Below are 17,858 nucleotides of genomic sequence, written 5' to 3' on the forward strand. Positions count from 1 at the left end.
CAATATTTTATTATTTTATTAGTTTTGCTTTATTTATTATGTTATATTATGTTATTATACCCTAATAACATTGGAGTGATTCTTAATGATAAACAATATATCAATACTAAAAAACGTTACTATATTATATGCTGAAGATGAAAAAGATTTAAGAGAGGTTACTCATCAAATTTTAAAAGGCTTCACAAAGAAACAGTATGTTGCAAAAAATGGTCAAGAAGGTCTTGATTTATTTAGAGAACATGAAAATGAAATTGACTTAATTATAACTGATGTTAATATGCCAATTCTTAATGGCTTAGAAATGGTAAAAGAGATTAAAAAACACAATTTAAACATCCCAATTATTGTGGCCACTGCATTTTCAAACAAAGAATACTTATTAGAAGCAATTGATATTGGTATTGACAAATATGTATTAAAACCAATTGATATATCAAAACTATTACAAGTAATGTCACAATCACTTCTTTATCATGAATTAAAAGATTTATATATTGATAAATTAACTAATCTTCCAAATAGAAATAGACTAAAAAAAGATTTAGAACAAGATAAAAATATTGAGCTAATGGCTCTTTTAGATATAGATGAATTTTCAACAATTAATGACCTTTTTGGTGAAACAAATGGTGATATTATTTTACATGAATTAGCAAATCTATTAAAAAATTATTTTGATAGTCCTGACTTTGAAATTTATAGAATGGATGCAGATAAGTTTGCAATCGTATCATTAAATAAAGAATTAGATGTTTCAACTTTTTATGATCAATGTTGTGCCTTTGCAGATAAAATTGAAAAAGATGCATTATGTATAAATGAGGAAGAAATTGATATTAATATTACTATAGGTATTGCAAAAGGTGATGGTTCAAGAGCATATAAATATACTCAAAGAGTTATTAATTATGCAAGAGCTAAACATCAAAGAATTATGATTTATAATGAATCTTTTAATATTCAAGAATCTTTTGAAGAAAATATAAAATGGGTTAAACAAGTTAAAATTGGTTTTAGAGACAACTTGTTTAAAGCATATTTCCAATCAATAGTAAATACTAAGACAAAAGAAGTTTATAAATATGAGGCTTTAATTAGATATATAACACATGATGGGAAAGAAATTGCACCAGCAAAATTCTTAGATGTTGCAAAAAGAACAAAACTTTATCCTAATATTATTAAAATAATTATCAATGACTCTTTTGAATTAATTAAAAAGAAAAATAAAAGAGTATCTGTAAATGTTTCATTTGATGATATAGCAAATGATGAAACAACAGCTTTTATATATGAAATATTAGAAAAGAACAAAGAGTATACAAGTCTTTTAGAATTTGAAATATTAGAATCTGAAGAGATTTCTGATTTTAATGAAGTTACTAAATTTATAAAAAATGTAAAAAAATTCAACTGTTCAGTTGGAGTAGATGATTTTGGAGCTGGATACTCTAACTTTAACTTACTAACACTACTAGATATTGATTTTGTAAAAATTGATGGTTCATTAATAGAGAATATTACGACATCTAAAGATTTAGAAATTATTGTAAGTACTATCGCTAATTTCTCTAAAGAGTTTAAAGTAAAAACTGTTGCAGAATATGTATCAAGTGAAGAAATTTATGAAAAGATAAAAGAGTTAGGAATAGATTATTGTCAAGGTTATTACTTTAATAGACCTGTAGGATATGAAGATATCAAGTAGGTCTTATAACCAACTTGATACAATCAAATTTTTATCATGTAGTTTTGTTTTAACTCTTGTAATATTTGCAATTGAAACTAATTGTTTTGAAGCCTCTTCTAAATTATCATTTATAATCAAATAATCATAATCTCTAAAATATTCAACTTCAGCTTTAGCATTCTTAATTCTATTTTCAATCACTGCTTTTTCATCAGTATTTCTATTATTTAATCTATCTTCTAAAACTTTTAATGATGGAGTTGTAATAAATACAGAAGTTACAATAGAATCAAGCTTATTTCGTACTAACTCATGCCCTTGAACATCAATATCAAAAATTACTAGTTTCTTCTCTTCTAAGGCTTTATTAATAGGCTTTAAAGATGTCCCATAATAATTTCCATGAACAAGTGCATACTCTAAGAAATTATCATCTTTAATATCTTGTTCAAATTCTTCTTTTGAAACAAAGAAGTAATCAACACCATTAACTTCTCCAACTCTTGGTTCTCTTGTAGTTGTTGAAATTGAAAAGTAGTAGTCATTTATTTCTTTATAAACTTCTTTTAATAAAGTTGATTTACCACAACCACTAGGTCCTGATAATATTAATATTGCGCCTTTTTTTTCACTAATCAATTTTCATCCTTTAATACTAACCTAATATCAATACTCTCACCATGAGAAAGTCTATCAATTGTATCTTGATTGAATTTTTCAAGTAATGGTTTTAATTCTGTAATATTATAATCGCTTAATACAAGTTTTAAAATATTTTCATTTGAAGTAGGTTCATTTAAATCGAATTCATATTCTTTAACTTCATCTAATGCATCATCAATAATATCTGAGATATCTTTCCAATCATTCTTATTCATTACAATTTCATTATGAATAACTTCTTCTTTTAAAATATCATTTATTTTAGATAATTCTGAATTATCTAAAATACCACCATTATTTAAAGAAGCTAAAGTAACTATACTTTCATCATTATCTTCTTCAATATCTAAATAAACATCCTCCGCTAAGGATTCAACATAATCAGTGATAATAGGAACAGTTACTTCTTCATCTTCTTCATATTCATCTTTATGTGTATTATATACATTAGAATCGATATAAGTACTAGTATTTTTATACTCATCATTTTTTAAAGAAATATCATCTTCATTTATAATACTAAATTGTTCTTTTAAAATCTCTTGTAATTTTGTAGGTAAAAAAGGTCTTGGAATTATAAAATCTCTTGATTTATCAAAAGGTAATTCTTCGCTAGAAATTGCACCAAGTTTTTTTGAAAACTGCTTAATTATATTAAACTTATCATCAATGAAATTCTGATCAATAACTATTAAATCATATTTTTCATTTACGTCATTTGATTTTGTTATTGTTAAATCAATATTTAATTTTTTACATACAAGTGAAAAAATTTGTTCTATAATTGCTGTTTCACATATTAATAGCAAAGTCATTTTAACTCCTGTAGTATTAAGTTTTCTAGTTTATAAACTTTGTCACACTTATTAGCTAACTCATGCTCATGAGTAACTAGTATTAAGCCTGCATCGTTATTTTTAATATAATTAAAAAGTGTATCCATCACAATATTAGCTGTTTCTTTATCTAAATTTCCAGTTGGTTCATCTGCAAATATAATTTTTGGTTTCTTAGTCATAATTCGGGCAATTGAAAGTCTTTGTTGTTGTCCACCACTTAACTCACCAACACCTTGATTTAAAACATGATTAATTTTTAAATCTTCAAGTAATTCTCCTGATACTTCTTCTCCACTTAAAAGAGTAGCAATATCTAAGTTTTCACCTGCTGTAAAACCTCTAAATAAATAATGTGCCTGAAAAATTATACCAAAATCTTCTCTTCTTATATTTAAAAGCTTCTTTTGTTTTAAGGAGTATAAATTTTTATTATCATAAATTACTTCACCAGAAAATGGAGTTAATAAAGATGATAAAATATTTAAAAAAGTAGACTTACCACTTCCGCTCATACCTATAATTGCGATTGATTCTTTTTTCTTTAGAGATAATGTAATATTGTTAAATAGTTCATAATCGAACTTATGAGAGATGTTATTTGCTTGAAGCAAAAGATCATCAGTCATGAGTGACTTTTTTAATTCTTTTTCACTCACAACTGATCCTTTTATATCGAAGTTAAATATTTATTATTTAGCCATTTGTGCAGCAACTTCTGCAGCAAAATCTTCTTCTTTTTTCTCAATACCTTCACCAAGTTCAAATCTGATGTAAGATGTTAATTTAATAGATGCATCAACGTCAGCAATTGCTTGCTCAACAGTTTTTTTGTCATCCATTACATAGCTTTGCGATAATAATGCAAATCTGCTATCTAATTGACAGTTATCATCAATCCATCTAGCAATTTGTCCTTTGATAATATTATCAATAATTTTCTCAGGTTTACCTTGCTCAATTAATGCAGCTTTCATTGCTTCTTTTTCAGTAGCAACTGCACTTTCAGTTAATTGTGATCTTGAAACGAATTGAGGAATATTTTTTAAAGGTTTTTTTAATCTAACTAATTCATCATTTTCTGCTTCAATTTCTGCAACGATTGCTTTATTTTCAGACTCTACAAAAGCAGGATCTAAATCAGTATATGCAATTACTGTAGGTTTCATAGCAGATGCATGCATACATAATGATTTTAATAATGCTGCAGTTTTTTCTTTAGCTGCTTCATCACAAGTTGCAGCTAATAAAACACCAACTCTACCATTTGTATGAACGTATGCATTTACAACGTCACCAGTAACTGAAGTAACTTTTCTTGCAACTATGTTTTCACCAATAGTAGCAATTTTTCCGTTTAAGAATTCACTAAACTCAACACCATTAATAGTAGAAGCTGCTAGTGCATCAGCATCAGCAATTCCATTATCTTGTGCATGAGATACGATCTCTTGAGTTAAGTTTAAAAAGTTTTCATTTTTAGCAACGAAATCTGTTTGTGCATTAAGCTCTAACATTGTAGCTTGAGTGTTATTGTCATTAACTTTAACAGCAATAACACCTTCAGCAGCAACATTTCCAGCTTTTTTAGCAGCTTTTCCAAGACCAGCTTCTCTTAGGTTTTGAACAGCTTTATCTAAATCACCTTCAGTTTCATTAAGTGCATTTTTACAATCAAGCATACCCGCACCAGTCATCGCTCTAAGTTCTTTAATTAATTTTGGAGTTGCTCCTGCCATAATTACGCTTCCTCAGTTTTAACTTCAGCTTCACCTTCAGTTACAGCTTCAGCTACAACTTCTGCCGCTTCTTCTTCTGATACTGGAGCTTCTTCTTCAACTACTTCTTCTCTTGATGCTTTACCTTCATTCATTGCTGCAGCCATTTCGTTACAGAATAATTGAATTGATCTAATTGCATCATCATTACCTGGAATTGGTAAATCAACAACATCTGGATCACAGTTAGTATCTAAAGGAGCTACAACAGTAATTCCTAATCTTCTAGCTTCTTGAATAGCAATTTTTTCTTTAACAGCATCTAATACAAACATCATGTCTGGAATAGTATGCATTTCTTTAATTCCACCAAGGTATAATTCTAACTTAGTTTCTTTTCTAGTAAGCATTAATGCTTCTTTTTTAGTAAGTAAGTCTAATTGACCTTCTTCTCTCATCTTTTTGATAATTTCTAATTTTCTAATTGATTTTTTAATTGTTCCGTAGTTAGTTAACATTCCACCTAACCATCTGTGGTTAACGTATGGCATGTTACAATTTTCTGCAGCTCTTTTAACAGCTTCAGAAGCTTGTTTTTTAGTACCAACAAAGATCATTGTTTGACCTTCAGCAGCTCTATCTCTTACTACATTATATGTATATCTGAAATATCTTAATGTTTTTTGTAAGTCAATAATATAAATATTTTTTCTTACACCGAAAATGAATTTTTTCATTTTTGGATTCCATCTTCTTGTTTGGTGACCGAAGTGTACACCACATTCTAATAAGTCTTTCATTGTAACCATTACAATTTCCTTGTATATTTTAAATTTGGGTTTAGCCTCTGTATCCCTTAATGTCTAAATAAATTTAGTCACAACCCATACCAGGAATGATACATGTGAGGTTTCTAATACGAAATTAGAACCGTGATTTTATCTAACTTAAGTTTAATTTATCTTTAAGAGTATATAATTTTTGAATATCACGCTTAAACATTAACTTTTTTAAGTTTTTAGAATAATATCTTTGATAAAATAAATCAATTAAAAATAAGGGTTATATTTGAGTTTCCATGATAAATTAACTAACTTAAGAAAAGAGATACATAAAGGTGTTGTAGGACAAGAAGAAATGATTAATTCAATTCTTATTGGACTGCTTACAAATGGACATATTTTGCTAGAGGGTGTTCCAGGACTTGCTAAAACAACTGCAGTTAAAGCTGTTGCTGATTCAATCGATTTAGATTTTAAAAGAGTTCAATTTACTCCTGATTTATTACCTAGTGATATTATAGGTGCGCAAATATATGATATGAAAGAGTCTTCATTTAAAATAAGAAAAGGTCCAATATTTACAAACCTTTTACTTGCAGATGAAATAAATAGAGCACCAGCAAAAGTACAATCAGCCCTTCTTGAAGTTATGCAAGAAAGACAAGTTACAATTGCAGATGATTCTTTTAAAGTCGATACTCCATTTTTAGTACTTGCAACGCAAAATCCAATTGAACAAGAAGGTGCTTATACACTTCCTGAAGCTCAACTAGATAGATTTATGTTTAAAATTGTTGTTGATTATAACAATAAAGAAGAAGAGTATGAAATTGCAAAAAAAGTTACAATGAGCTCTTTTGAACCAATAAACAAAATCATAGATAAACAAACCTTAGAAGCTTTAAAACAAGAAGTTTTAAATATTCATATAGATAAAGAACTTGAAGAGTATATTGTAAATATTATTGATGCTACGAGAAATCCTAAAGATTATGATTTAGAAGAATTAAGTGATGTTATTCATTTCGGAGCAAGTCCAAGAGCTACAATTGATATGTTTAAAGCAGTAAAAGCAAATGCATTTATAAGAGGAAATGATTATGTATCTCCTCTTGATATTACGATGGTTATAAAAAATGTTTTAAGACACAGAATTATCTTAACATATGAAGCACAAGCAAAAGAGATAAATATAGATACCGTAATTCAAAAAATCTTAGAAAAAGTAGATATTCCATAAACAATGCATCAATCTTTAAAAAAAATACTTATTAAAACTAAAAAACAAGTTTTCTCTGAAATCATTGGAAATAATACTTCACTACAAAAAGGTGAAGGTTATGACTTTTGTGAATTAAAAGAGTATGAGTATGGTGAAGATGTAAAAAATATTGATTGGATTACAAGTGCTAAGATGCAAAAACCTTATGTAAAAGTTTTTCATACGCAAAAAGAATTAAATATTAAAATAGTTAACTTATTAAATGGTTCAACTTATTTTGGAACAATGAAATTTAAACAAGATTTAATAACTGAAGTTGCTAGTACTTTAGGATTTATTTGTGTAAAACAAGGAGATCCTTTTGCTTCTTATATTGCAAATGAAACTTGTAAAATTTGTACTAAAAAATCTAAGCAAATATTTAATGTAAATCTAATGGCTGAACAAATTTATAACTATAATGTTATTGGTAAAACTATTAATTATCCACATATTACAAATGAGTTATTTAAAACAATACATCATAAATCTATAATCTTTTTAATAGGAGATTTTTTTGATATTGAAAAACTTGATTTAAAACTATTATCAAAAAAACATGAAGTTTTTGCAATCATTATAAGAGATAAATTTGAAGAAGAACCAGTTGAATTAGGAAATGTAAACTTCAATGACCCAAGTACAAGTCAAAACTTTGAAGGTATACTGAACTCAAATACAATAGAAGCCTATATAAAAAATGTAAAAGAGAATGACCACAAACTATTTACACATTTTCAAGACAATGCTATTAGATTTACAAAAATATATACAGATGAAGACCCAATTAAAAAATTAGCAGGATTATTAAAATAATGAATGAAAATATTTCTTTAAAAATTAATGATATTAAAGACATTGTTAAAATTCCAGATAATTCTATTTTTATTTATTTTAGCTTAGTATTTATTGCTTTTATAATTGTAATTAGTATTATTGTATATATAATTAAATACTTTAAAAATAAGAAAATAAATAAAAGAAAAACATATTTTAATATTTTAAAAGATATAGAGTTTAAAGAGCCCAAAAGAGATGCCTATACTATCACAAAATATTTAAGATTATTAGTAAGAGAAGACAGAGAGAAAAGATTAGCAAATGAGTTGATAAATGACCTTGAAGCTTACAAATATAAAAAAGAAGTCTCAGATATTGATACTAATATTAAGAATAAACTAACAACTTTATTGGATATATTAGATGTTAAATAATATTACTTTTGAGTTCCCTTATATTTTATCATTGATTTTTCTATTTATATTTTGTTCAATCTACTGTAAAGCTAAAAGTCCAAGTTATTATATTCCACACTTGAATATATTTAAAAAGTCAAATCAAAAATCAAGTCTTGTAATCAATATACTAAAATATCTAATAATTTCCCTAGCAATAATTTCACTTGCTTCTCCTATAAAAGAAAAAGATACTCAACTTATAAAAAATGATGGAATAAATATATTATTAGACCTTGATGCAAGTGGTTCTATGAATTATAATGATTTAGATAAAAAGGATAGGACAAAAAATAGATTTGATGTTGTAAAAGAGATTGTAAAAGACTTTATGCAAAAAAGACCAGCAGATAATATTGGTTTATTAATATTTGGTGATTCTGTAATGATGGCGAGCCCTCTTAGTTTTGATAAAAATGCACAAAAAGAAATCATCGATTATTTAGAAATTGGTATGGCGGGAAATAATACAGCACTTTTAGATTCTATTGCAAGAAGTGTAAATATTTTAAAAGATAAAAAAGCAAAATCAAATGTAATTATAGTATTAAGTGATGGGGCAGATAATATAAGTAAAATTCCTCTAAAAGTGGTAATTAAACTACTTAAAAAATATGATATAAAAGCTTATACTATAGGGATAGGAAATTCGAATAAACAAGTTTTAAATCATATATCATCGTCATCAAATGCAAAATCTTATACCGCTTATTCAAAAGAAGATTTAAGTGCTATTTATGAAGATATTAATAAACTTGAAAAATCTAAAATTGATCAAAATAAAATAATATTAAAAGAATACTTATTCTTTTATCCCCTCTTTTTTGCAGTTTTATTTTTGATACTTTTTATTTATTTAAAAAATAAAGAGTAAGTACAGAGATAAAATTTATTTAGATAATTTAATACGATGTAAAACTTCATAAGGACCTTGAATATCTTTAGTTTCGTATTGAGCAAATACTATTTTCTCAACTTTAAATTCAATATCAGGCAAAGAAAAATCAGAAATATTTTTGACTATTTCCAATGACTTATACTCTTCGTTATAAAATCCTAAAGTAACATGTGGTGTATAATCAGCTGCATCAACCTCTTCTGAAGTATTGTTCAAAACCTTACGAACAGAATCCAAGTTAGAAAAAGAATCCTCAATAGCAAGATAAGGACAAGTAGAAAAACTATTCCAACCTTTTAGTTTTAAAGAAAATTGTTTGATATCACTTATCTCAAGTTTTTCAATCTGTCTTTTTAGTAAATCTTCAGAAAAATACTCATCAGATAATAAACCAGAAGCAACTAAAGTAATATGAGCTTGACGTAAATAATTAGGATGCAAAAAAGAAGATAAATGATTCTGGTAACTTTTTATTTTATGCTCACACGTAGAACTTGACACCTCAATCGCCCAAAAACCAAAATACTTTATACCCTTGTGCCATGTAGGAAAATCTTGTAATTGAATTGGATATGTAGTGTTTGATTCTAGAAATTTTGAGAACATAATTATTGATTAAACCTTTTTTTTGAATATTACAATGGATTAAATAAAATTAGGTTCTCAAAGTTCACAAGAATATGTATCTGAGCCATTGAAAAAAATAAAAATTTTATAGTCATTTTTTAATAAAGTGTAGAAAGAGTTCCTAAAACTTGATAAAATATCGCAATAATTAATCAAAAATAAAATTATAGATTTATAAAATGCTAATTTTCAAGTGATAAATCACTCAAAGGGAAACATATAGGTAAGTTTAGAAAAAGAGCAGGGAACTACAGAATAATATATTTAAAAGAAAATAATTTATTAGTAATTACCATCATCTGATTAGCACATAGAAAAAAACATATTAAACTTAAACTTTTCTATCAACTGAGAGTATTTGACTAACCCCTCTACTCTTTATTCAAATACTTCAAAACTTCTTCTTTATCAGAAAATGCTAGTTTTTTATCATAGATTATTTGAGTAGTTTCATCGCCTTTTCCAAGGATTAAAATAACTGAATCTTCATCAGCTATATCAATTGCTTTTTTAATAGCTGATTTTCTATTTACATCAACTTGAACGCTTTGATGGTTTTTAATACCTTTTAAAATATCTTCAATAATTAAATCAGGGTCTTCAAATCTTGGATTATCACTAGTTACTATTATATGTTTTGCATAATTAGCAGCAACTTGTCCCATTAAAGGACGTTTATCTTGATCTCTATCCCCACCTGCACCAAAGACACAAATAATATCTTTATGTGCAAAACTTTGTAAAACTTCTTTCATTCCATCTGGTGTATGTGCAAAATCTACAATTACTAAAGGTTCTGAAGAAATAATTTCCATTCTGCCACTTACTCCTGCAAAATTCTCTACTGCTTCACATATTTCATCTAAAGGTTTTGAAGTTACTATATGCACAGTACTTAAAGCAGCCATTAAATTATATACATTAAAAATACCCATCATAGAAGATGAAAAAGAGTGCATTTGCCCAAAATGAGAAAACATTACATGCATTCCATTTTTAAAAGAATATGCCCCTACTTTATAAGTTGAAGGTTCATCAAGTGAATATGCAAATCCATTTTTTACATTGTATTTTACTACTTTGTCATCTTTATTGATTAGTTTTTTACCCTCATCAGAGAAGAATGAATTTTTAATATTGATATACTCTTCTATAGTTTTATGATAATCTAAATGATCTCTTGTAATATTAGTATGAATTTTAAGCTCGTAAGCTAAACCTTCAATTCTATTTTGTTGTATTGCATGGGAGCTAACTTCCATAACAAAAAAGTCACAATCATTTTGTATAGCTTTTTGTATATGTGCAAAGTTCCCAAGTTGTATTGGTGTAGTTAAAGAGTATTCTTCAACTCTCTCATCATTTATATAAAAACCACGAGTCCCTTGAAGTGCAACTTTATAACCTAAATCTAATAAAATAGAGTAAATAGCAGCAGCTGTTGTAGTTTTACCATTAGTTCCCGTAATTCCAATAATTTTAATAGAAGACATATCAAGATAGTTTTTTAAATCAGATGATTTGATAATCTCTTTACATCCATTCTCAATAGCTGCTTGTTTAAATCTTTCATTTTGTGAAGATACAACAAAAGAAGAATTTTCATTTGCTTCATTTGAATTATCTGTAAATATTTTATTATTAATTATTAACTGCAAAATTCTTCTCTTCTAATCTTTTATATAGTTTTTCAATTTCATCATCATAAGCAAAATATTCATTGAATCCATCTAAATAAGTATATGCCGTATTATTAAAATCATTATCTATTAGCTTAGTTACAAAATCAAAAAAATCATCTTTATTCTCAATAGCTACTTTTGTTGAAAACATAATATCTTCAAAAGCAATTCTAAAAGAACCTCGTGAATTTATTAATTTTTTAAAATCTTCGTATTTTATTGCATCTAAAGCATCAACCGTTGAAAGACTTAAATCTTTTAACATTTCCATCATTTTATCAATATCGCCATCATATGCATCAATTATATCTTCAACATATCTAATTGCATCTTCTAAACTATCTTCTTTTACAACAGAAAAATAATCATAAAGTGACATTGCTTTCTCTTCATCTTCACTTGCAATATCACAAAATAATGCATAAATTGGGTATTCTTTATTCTCTTTAAAAGTTGATGATAATTGAGCATATAAAAACATAGCTTTTTCAAATTTTTTTTGTAAAAAAAAGCTATTAGCCTCATTTAATAATCTACTTTCATTTATCATTAAAATTCCTCTAATTTATCTTCCATACCAATTGGAACATTAACTATTTCTAATTCTGGATGAATTGCAGCTTTTAATTCTTTTTCTACTACAAATTTTAAAGTACTACTACTTGCACTACAACCAACACATGAACCTTGCAATTGAATAAAAACTTTTGCATCTCTAATCTCTAATAATTGTATTGCACCGCCATCCCGCGCTAGCATTGGAGCAATTTTAGTTTTTATAATCGAACTTACAGGAGCTTGTAAGTCTTCATCTGAAAATGGCATCATTTTATTTTTCCTCTTTTGCTTTTTTTTTCACTAAATATATTCCAAGTGCAGTAATCGCTAGAATTACTCCTATTGTTTGGAATATAAATGTTAATGTTACTTCTTCTTGAAACATATTTTCCTACTTTATAACTTCATCACATCTTGAACAAAGTGTATCTTCTTCTTTTGCCGTAAACTTCCAACATCTTGGACATTTATGGTCATTTGCTTTATAAACTTCAAAAATATTATCATCAATTTTAAATGTTCCTAGAACTTCTGTATCTTGTTTACTATCTGTAATTGAAGAAACTAAGAACCAATCAGCTGCTTCAACTTCATCAAGAGCAAGAATATCAGAACTATTTGTATAAACAGATAACTCTAATGTAGATTTGATTGTTTTTTCTTTACTTAATGCATCTTTTATTTCTGAGAATTTTTCTTTTGCTGTTAATAAAATCTCTTCATTAATATTATTTTCAATAGATGGTAATTCTACTTTTGTATAATCAAAAATATCTTTGCAATCAGCTTTTATAAATTCTGGAGCATAAGTTAATAACTCATCCATTGTATATGTTAAAATTGGTGCTAAAGTTGATATTAGTTTTTTTGCAATTAGTGCCATAGCACTTTGAGATGCAAGTCTATGTATATCAGTTTTATCATCACAATATAATCTATCTTTACAAACATCTAAATAAATTCCTGATAAATCAACAACTAAGAAATTATTTAATTTATTTAATCCTTTTGAAAATTCATAAACTTCAAAAGAAGCTTGAATTTCATCAAATACAGATTTTGCTTTTGATAATATCCATTTATCTAAAGGACCCATTTTATCAACAGCTACAATTTCTTCTAAATCACTAACATTTGCAAGTAAGAATCTTGCAGTATTTCTAATTTTTCTATAAAGTTCTGCATTTTGTTTTAAAATATTATCAGAAATTTTTAAATCTGATTGATAATCACTCATTGCAACCCATAGTCTTAAAATCTCAGAACCATATTGTTTCATAACCTTATCAGGTGCAACAACATTTCCTTTTGATTTAGACATTTTTTCACCTTTTTCATCAACAGTGAATCCATGAGTTAAAATTGACTTATATGGTGCAATTTCAGAAGATGCTAAAGTTGTTAAAAGTGAAGATTGGAACCAACCTCTATGTTGATCACTTCCTTCTAAATACATATCAGCAGGGAAAGTACCAGCATCGTAATTTCCAGATCTTAATACTGCATTTTGTGTAGAACCTGAATCAAACCATACATCTAAAATATCTTTAGTTTTTTCTAAATCATCTGCATTTAATCCACTATTCGAAGGTAATAACTCTTCGATTGATAAATCGTACCAAGCATCACAACCTTTTTCTTCAAAAATTTTAGCTGTATGAGTTAATACTTCTTCATCAAAGATAATCTCATCTGTTTTCTTGTTTCTAAAGAATGCAATAGGAACTCCCCAGTCTCTTTGTCTAGAAATACACCAATCAGGACGTCCATCTAACATAGATTTTAATCTATTTCTTCCCCATTCAGGATAGAAAGTTAAATCTTCTACAACTTTAAGAGCATTTTCTCTTAATGTTTTATTTTCTTTTCCATACTCATCATCAATAGAAATAAACCACTGTTTTGTTGCTCTAAAGATAATAGGTGTATGAGTTCTCCAACAGTGTGGATAAGAGTGAGTTATATCAATTCTTTTTAATAATGCATCACCTAACTCTTCTAAAATTGGCTCATTAGCTTTAAATACATTAATACCTAAGTACTTATCTGTATCCTTAAAAAGTTTTTCTCTTACAATTGTTTGATCATATTTACCAAATGCATCAACAGGCATAATTACATCAAGGTCATATTTTAAACCTACTTTATAATCATCCTCACCATGTCCAGGTGCAGTATGAACAGCACCTGAACCACTATCCATCATTACATGTTCACCTAAAATAATTTTAGATTTTCTGTCATTTAATGGATTAATTGCAAATGTATTTTCTAAAGTATTAGGATCAATATCTTCAACAACTGTTCCAGAAATTACTTCATTTTCAATTAGTGAATTATAAAGTTTTTTTGCAACGATGAATTTATCACTTGTTAAAACATACTCTTCTTCACCATTTAAAGAAATACCAGTATTAGCAGGAAGTGTCCAAGGAGTTGTAGTCCAAATAATAACACTAGCATCTAAAGTTTCATGTTTAAATGCAACATAAATTGACGGAGATACTTTATCTTCATGCTCAACTTCAGCTTCAGCAAGTGCAGTTTGTGCAGCCCATGACCAATATACTGGTTTAGATCTTTGAATTAATAAACCTTGTTTAGCAATTGCACAAAGTTCTCTATAGATATTTGCTTCAAATTTAAAGTCCATTGTTAAATAAGGATTTTCCCAATCTGCAATGACACCTAAAGCTTTAAACTCTTCTCTTTGAATATCAACAAATCTACTTGCATGATCACGACACAATTGTCTTAATTTAGATTTGGGAAGTTCTTTTTTCTTAGTACTCCCTATCTTCTCTTCAACTTTTTGTTCAATTGGTAAACCATGACAATCCCAACCTGGAACATATCTAATTGATTTTCCATCAAAATAGTGAAATTTATTTATAATATCTTTTAGTACTTTATTTAAGGCATGTCCAATATGAATATGTCCATTTGCATATGGTGGTCCATCATGAAGTGTGAAAGTTTGAGCACCTTCTCTATTGCTTTTCATTCTGTCATAAACTTTTAGTTCATCCCACTGCTTGTATTTTTTTGGTTCGTTTTGAGGAAGATTTCCTCTCATTGGAAACGCTGTCTTTGGTAACAGTAAACTATCTTTATAATCCATTTTCATAATACCTTCAATTATCAATATTTATTGTTTTTCATTAAATCGCTGATTATATCTAAATATAAATAAATTTAATCTAATCTAAATTTTTAGTAATTTAACTTTTTTCAATCTTGTACAACTACTGTACATTCTAATTTATTACTTTAGTTTAATAGGTGTTACCAAACTCTATATTTTATATATTTATTGCACAATTACAAATTTTATTTAGAATAAATACAACTTAAATGTGATAATATCTTCTAATAATTAAACAATACATAGGAAGTATACATGACTGAAAAACATTATGAAGTTGTAATAGTTGGTGGCGGAATCTCTGGAGCGGCTCTATTTTACGAGTTAGCAAAATATTCAACAGCAAAAAATATTTGTATGTTAGAGAAATATGAAGCATTAGCTACTTTAAATTCAAAAGGTACAAGTAACTCACAGACAATTCATGTAGGTGATATTGAAACAAACTATACATTAGATAAAGCTAAGATTACAAAAAGAACTGCAAAAATGATTGAGAAGTTCTGTTTACAATATGGTTTAGAAGAAAAAATTATGTTTAAGCACCAAAAAATGGCTTTAGGTGTTGGAGAAGAAGAAGTTGAATTTATTAAAAATAGATATGAATCATTTAAAGAACTTTTCCCTTATTTAGAATTATATACTAAAGAAGACTTAAAAGAATTAGAACCAAAACTGGTTTGGGCAGATAAAGAGCAAACAATCGAAAGACCAGAACCTATTATAGCTATGGGTGCAAAAGGTGAATATACAACTGTTGATTTTGGTGCAATGACAAACGAATTAGCAAAAGCTGGACAAGCAGCTGATGAATCAAAAACTACTGATATATTCTATAACTCAGAAGTTGAAGAAATTCAAGAAATTGGTGATAAATATAAATTAACTACTGTTAATGGTACAGTTTATACAGCAGATTTTGTTGTAGTAAATGCAGGTGCACACTCATTATATTTAGCACATAAAATGGGTTATGGTAAACATATGGGTTCTTTATCAATGGCAGGATCATTCTATATTACTAGTGGTGAGTTCTTAAATGGTAAAGTATATATGGTACAAAATGACAAATTACCATTTGCAGCACTTCATGGGGATCCAGATATTTTAGAAAATGGAAAAACAAGATTTGGACCAACAGCTCTTGCTCTTGGTGTACTTGAAAGATATAAAGGTCTAAGTTCTGTAGGTCAATGTATTAAAACTATGAATATTGATGGAAGTATCTTAAAAATCTTCTGGGATTTATTAAAAGATTCTGATATTAGAAACTATGTATTTAAAAACTTCTTATTTGAAGTTCCAGGTATTAATAAAGGTTTATTTGTTAAAGATGCGCAAAAAATTGTACCTTCTTTAACTAAAGACGATATTGAATATGCAAAAGGATTTGGTGGTGTTAGACCTCAAGTTCTTGACAAGAAAGAGAAAAAATTAATGTTAGGTGAAGCATCACTTAGTGAAGGTAATGGTATCATCTTTAATATGACTCCATCTCCAGGTGCTACTTCTTGTTTAGGAAATGCAGAAAGAGATATTAAAGTAGTTTGTGATTACTTAAATTTAGAATTTGATGAAGAACAATTCTTAGCAGATTTAACAGATCCTGAAATAGTATAAAACTATTAATAACATTATTATAGAGTAAGATTAATTTCTTCCTCTATATATAAAGAGTACAACTATAATTCATTTATTTTTAAACACTTACAAAGGAAATTTCAATGTATGATAAAATATTTAATGAAACTGACATGATTACACTTCAAGATATACTAAGAACAAAAAAACAATCCATTACAACAGCAGAATCGTGTACAGGTGGATTAATTGCACATATGATTACAAAGATACCTAATTCCTCTGATGTGTTTAATGGAGCAATTGTTAGTTATTCAAATAATATAAAAAATAAAGAGTTAAATGTTCAAATTACTACACTTGATAAATATGGAGCAGTAAGTTCTCAAGTTGTTAGTCAAATGTTAGAGGGAAGCACTGAAAAGTTTGATGCGGATTATGCAATTGCAGTATCAGGAATAGCAGGGCCAGGAGGTGGTTCAATAAGTAAGCCAGTAGGTACTGTAGTAATTGGCTGTTGTGGGCCTTTAAACACAAAAGAAATAGATATATATCACTTCAAAGGAACAAGAGAAGAAGTGCAAATACAAGCAGCAAAAACAGGGCTTAAAAAAATTTTAAAATTTATTCAAAAAACTATTGACAAATAAAAATAAATCTATTATAATTCCACTCCATTTTAAGAAATAATTCTTAAGATAGTAGTGACCCGTTAGCTCAGCTGGTAGAGCATCTCCCTTTTAAGGAGGTGGCCGATGGTTCGAATCCATCACGGGTCACCATTTATAAATGTTATTTGATTATGGTCCCTTCATCTAATGGTTAGGATTTTGGATTTTCATTCCAACCATAGGGGTTCGAATCCCCTAGGGATCACCAATATTATTTGACATTTATTTGGTCGATTAGCTCAGTTGGTAGAGCGCTACCCTTACAAGGTAGACGTCGCAAGTTCGAGTCTTGCATCGACCACCATTTTTAAGAATCCTAAAATGCAGTGGCATTGATTTTTAAATCTTATTTTAACAGTGACATCTATTTAGATTTTATCTTTATAGTATTTTTAAGCGCGGTAGTAGTTTAGTTGGTTAGAACGCCTGCCTGTCACGTAGGAGGTCGAGGGTTCGAGTCCCTTCTACCGCGCCACTTTTTATTTAATGTGACCCGTTAGCTCAGCTG

The 17,858-nt window shown here is 27.8% G+C and carries 17 protein-coding genes and 4 tRNA genes; 11 read left to right on the top strand and 10 right to left on the bottom strand.

Annotated elements, in window-relative coordinates; translation table 11 throughout:
• The first annotated feature begins 85 nt into the window (after positions 1 to 85).
• Positions 86 to 1,711 (top strand): EAL domain-containing protein, encoded by a 1,626-nt coding sequence (locus KO488_RS15050; protein ID WP_216059629.1) that lies wholly within the window; start codon positions 86 to 88, stop codon positions 1,709 to 1,711.
• Between the two features lie 3 nt (positions 1,712 to 1,714).
• Here the strand turns inward: KO488_RS15050 and gmk are convergent, their stop codons facing one another.
• From gmk to rpsB, 5 genes are all read right to left on the bottom strand, one after another.
• On the bottom strand, positions 1,715 to 2,329 hold the full coding sequence (gene gmk / locus KO488_RS15055; protein WP_216059647.1) for a guanylate kinase: 615 nt from the start codon (positions 2,327 to 2,329) through the stop codon (positions 1,715 to 1,717).
• The gene (locus KO488_RS15060) at positions 2,329 to 3,171 is read right to left on the bottom strand and encodes a hypothetical protein (RefSeq protein ID WP_216059630.1); all 843 of its coding nucleotides are present in this window, start codon (positions 3,169 to 3,171) and stop codon (positions 2,329 to 2,331) included. The genes gmk and KO488_RS15060 overlap by 1 nt, the downstream gene beginning before the upstream one ends.
• Positions 3,168 to 3,821 carry an ABC transporter ATP-binding protein gene (locus KO488_RS15065; protein WP_216059648.1) on the bottom strand — a complete coding sequence of 218 codons (654 nt, stop codon included), beginning with the start codon at positions 3,819 to 3,821 and terminating at the stop codon, positions 3,168 to 3,170. The genes KO488_RS15060 and KO488_RS15065 overlap by 4 nt, the downstream gene beginning before the upstream one ends.
• 63 nt (positions 3,822 to 3,884) lie before the next feature.
• Positions 3,885 to 4,931, bottom strand: coding sequence for a translation elongation factor Ts (gene tsf, locus KO488_RS15070; protein WP_216059631.1), 1,047 nt, complete (start codon positions 4,929 to 4,931; stop codon positions 3,885 to 3,887).
• A gap of 2 nt (positions 4,932 to 4,933) precedes the next feature.
• Positions 4,934 to 5,719, bottom strand: coding sequence for a 30S ribosomal protein S2 (rpsB, locus tag KO488_RS15075; RefSeq protein WP_216059632.1), 786 nt, complete (start codon positions 5,717 to 5,719; stop codon positions 4,934 to 4,936).
• A 259-nt stretch (positions 5,720 to 5,978) separates the two neighbouring features.
• Here rpsB and KO488_RS15080 point away from each other — a divergent pair, with 259 nt between their 5' ends.
• From KO488_RS15080 to KO488_RS15095, 4 genes are read left to right on the top strand one after another with little or no spacing between them, the layout of a single operon-like run.
• Complete coding sequence (locus tag KO488_RS15080) at positions 5,979 to 6,932, top strand: AAA family ATPase (RefSeq protein WP_228319244.1); 954 nt, start codon at positions 5,979 to 5,981, stop codon at positions 6,930 to 6,932.
• Between the two features lie 3 nt (positions 6,933 to 6,935).
• A complete protein-coding gene (locus KO488_RS15085; RefSeq protein ID WP_216059633.1) occupies positions 6,936 to 7,769 on the top strand; it encodes a DUF58 domain-containing protein in 834 nt (277 codons plus the stop codon).
• Complete coding sequence (locus tag KO488_RS15090) at positions 7,769 to 8,167, top strand: hypothetical protein (RefSeq protein ID WP_216059634.1); 399 nt, start codon at positions 7,769 to 7,771, stop codon at positions 8,165 to 8,167. Before KO488_RS15085 ends, KO488_RS15090 begins: the two co-directional genes overlap by 1 nt.
• Complete coding sequence (locus KO488_RS15095) at positions 8,157 to 9,062, top strand: vWA domain-containing protein (protein WP_216059635.1); 906 nt, start codon at positions 8,157 to 8,159, stop codon at positions 9,060 to 9,062. Before KO488_RS15090 ends, KO488_RS15095 begins: the two co-directional genes overlap by 11 nt.
• Positions 9,063 to 9,077: 15 nt before the next feature.
• On the opposite strand, the gene KO488_RS15100 is transcribed toward KO488_RS15095, so the two are convergent.
• The 5 genes from KO488_RS15100 to ileS all read right to left on the bottom strand — a co-directional run bounded on the left by KO488_RS15100 (position 9,078) and on the right by ileS (position 15,074).
• On the bottom strand, positions 9,078 to 9,692 hold the full coding sequence (locus KO488_RS15100; protein ID WP_216059636.1) for a 2'-5' RNA ligase family protein: 615 nt from the start codon (positions 9,690 to 9,692) through the stop codon (positions 9,078 to 9,080).
• 392 nt (positions 9,693 to 10,084) lie between these two features.
• A complete protein-coding gene (locus KO488_RS15105; RefSeq protein ID WP_216059637.1) occupies positions 10,085 to 11,371 on the bottom strand; it encodes a UDP-N-acetylmuramoyl-L-alanyl-D-glutamate--2,6-diaminopimelate ligase in 1,287 nt (428 codons plus the stop codon).
• Positions 11,355 to 11,945 carry a hypothetical protein gene (locus KO488_RS15110; RefSeq protein WP_216059638.1) on the bottom strand — a complete coding sequence of 197 codons (591 nt, stop codon included), beginning with the start codon at positions 11,943 to 11,945 and terminating at the stop codon, positions 11,355 to 11,357. The genes KO488_RS15105 and KO488_RS15110 overlap by 17 nt, the downstream gene beginning before the upstream one ends.
• Positions 11,945 to 12,223 (bottom strand): NifU family protein, encoded by a 279-nt coding sequence (locus KO488_RS15115; RefSeq protein ID WP_216059639.1) that lies wholly within the window; start codon positions 12,221 to 12,223, stop codon positions 11,945 to 11,947. Before KO488_RS15115 ends, KO488_RS15110 begins: the two co-directional genes overlap by 1 nt.
• Before the next feature lie 121 nt (positions 12,224 to 12,344).
• Positions 12,345 to 15,074, bottom strand: coding sequence for an isoleucine--tRNA ligase (ileS, locus tag KO488_RS15120; RefSeq protein ID WP_216059640.1), 2,730 nt, complete (start codon positions 15,072 to 15,074; stop codon positions 12,345 to 12,347).
• A gap of 279 nt (positions 15,075 to 15,353) precedes the next feature.
• Between ileS and KO488_RS15125 the strand changes: the two genes are divergently transcribed.
• The 6 genes from KO488_RS15125 (at position 15,354) to KO488_RS15150 (ending at position 17,825) form a co-directional block, all read left to right on the top strand.
• Positions 15,354 to 16,718 (top strand): FAD-dependent oxidoreductase, encoded by a 1,365-nt coding sequence (locus tag KO488_RS15125; protein ID WP_216059641.1) that lies wholly within the window; start codon positions 15,354 to 15,356, stop codon positions 16,716 to 16,718.
• Positions 16,719 to 16,822: 104 nt separating this feature from the next.
• Complete coding sequence (locus KO488_RS15130; RefSeq protein ID WP_216059642.1) at positions 16,823 to 17,329, top strand: CinA family protein; 507 nt, start codon at positions 16,823 to 16,825, stop codon at positions 17,327 to 17,329.
• A 56-nt stretch (positions 17,330 to 17,385) separates the two neighbouring features.
• Positions 17,386 to 17,461, top strand: a tRNA-Lys gene (locus tag KO488_RS15135).
• Positions 17,462 to 17,483: 22 nt separating this feature from the next.
• Positions 17,484 to 17,558: transfer RNA gene (locus KO488_RS15140), tRNA-Glu, on the top strand.
• Between the two features lie 20 nt (positions 17,559 to 17,578).
• A tRNA-Val gene (locus tag KO488_RS15145) sits at positions 17,579 to 17,654 on the top strand.
• Between the two features lie 94 nt (positions 17,655 to 17,748).
• Positions 17,749 to 17,825: transfer RNA gene (locus tag KO488_RS15150), tRNA-Asp, on the top strand.
• The last annotated feature ends 33 nt before the right edge of the window (positions 17,826 to 17,858 follow it).

It is taken from the genome of Poseidonibacter lekithochrous (assembly GCF_018861145.1).
Lineage (GTDB): Bacteria > Campylobacterota > Campylobacteria > Campylobacterales > Arcobacteraceae > Poseidonibacter > Poseidonibacter lekithochrous_A.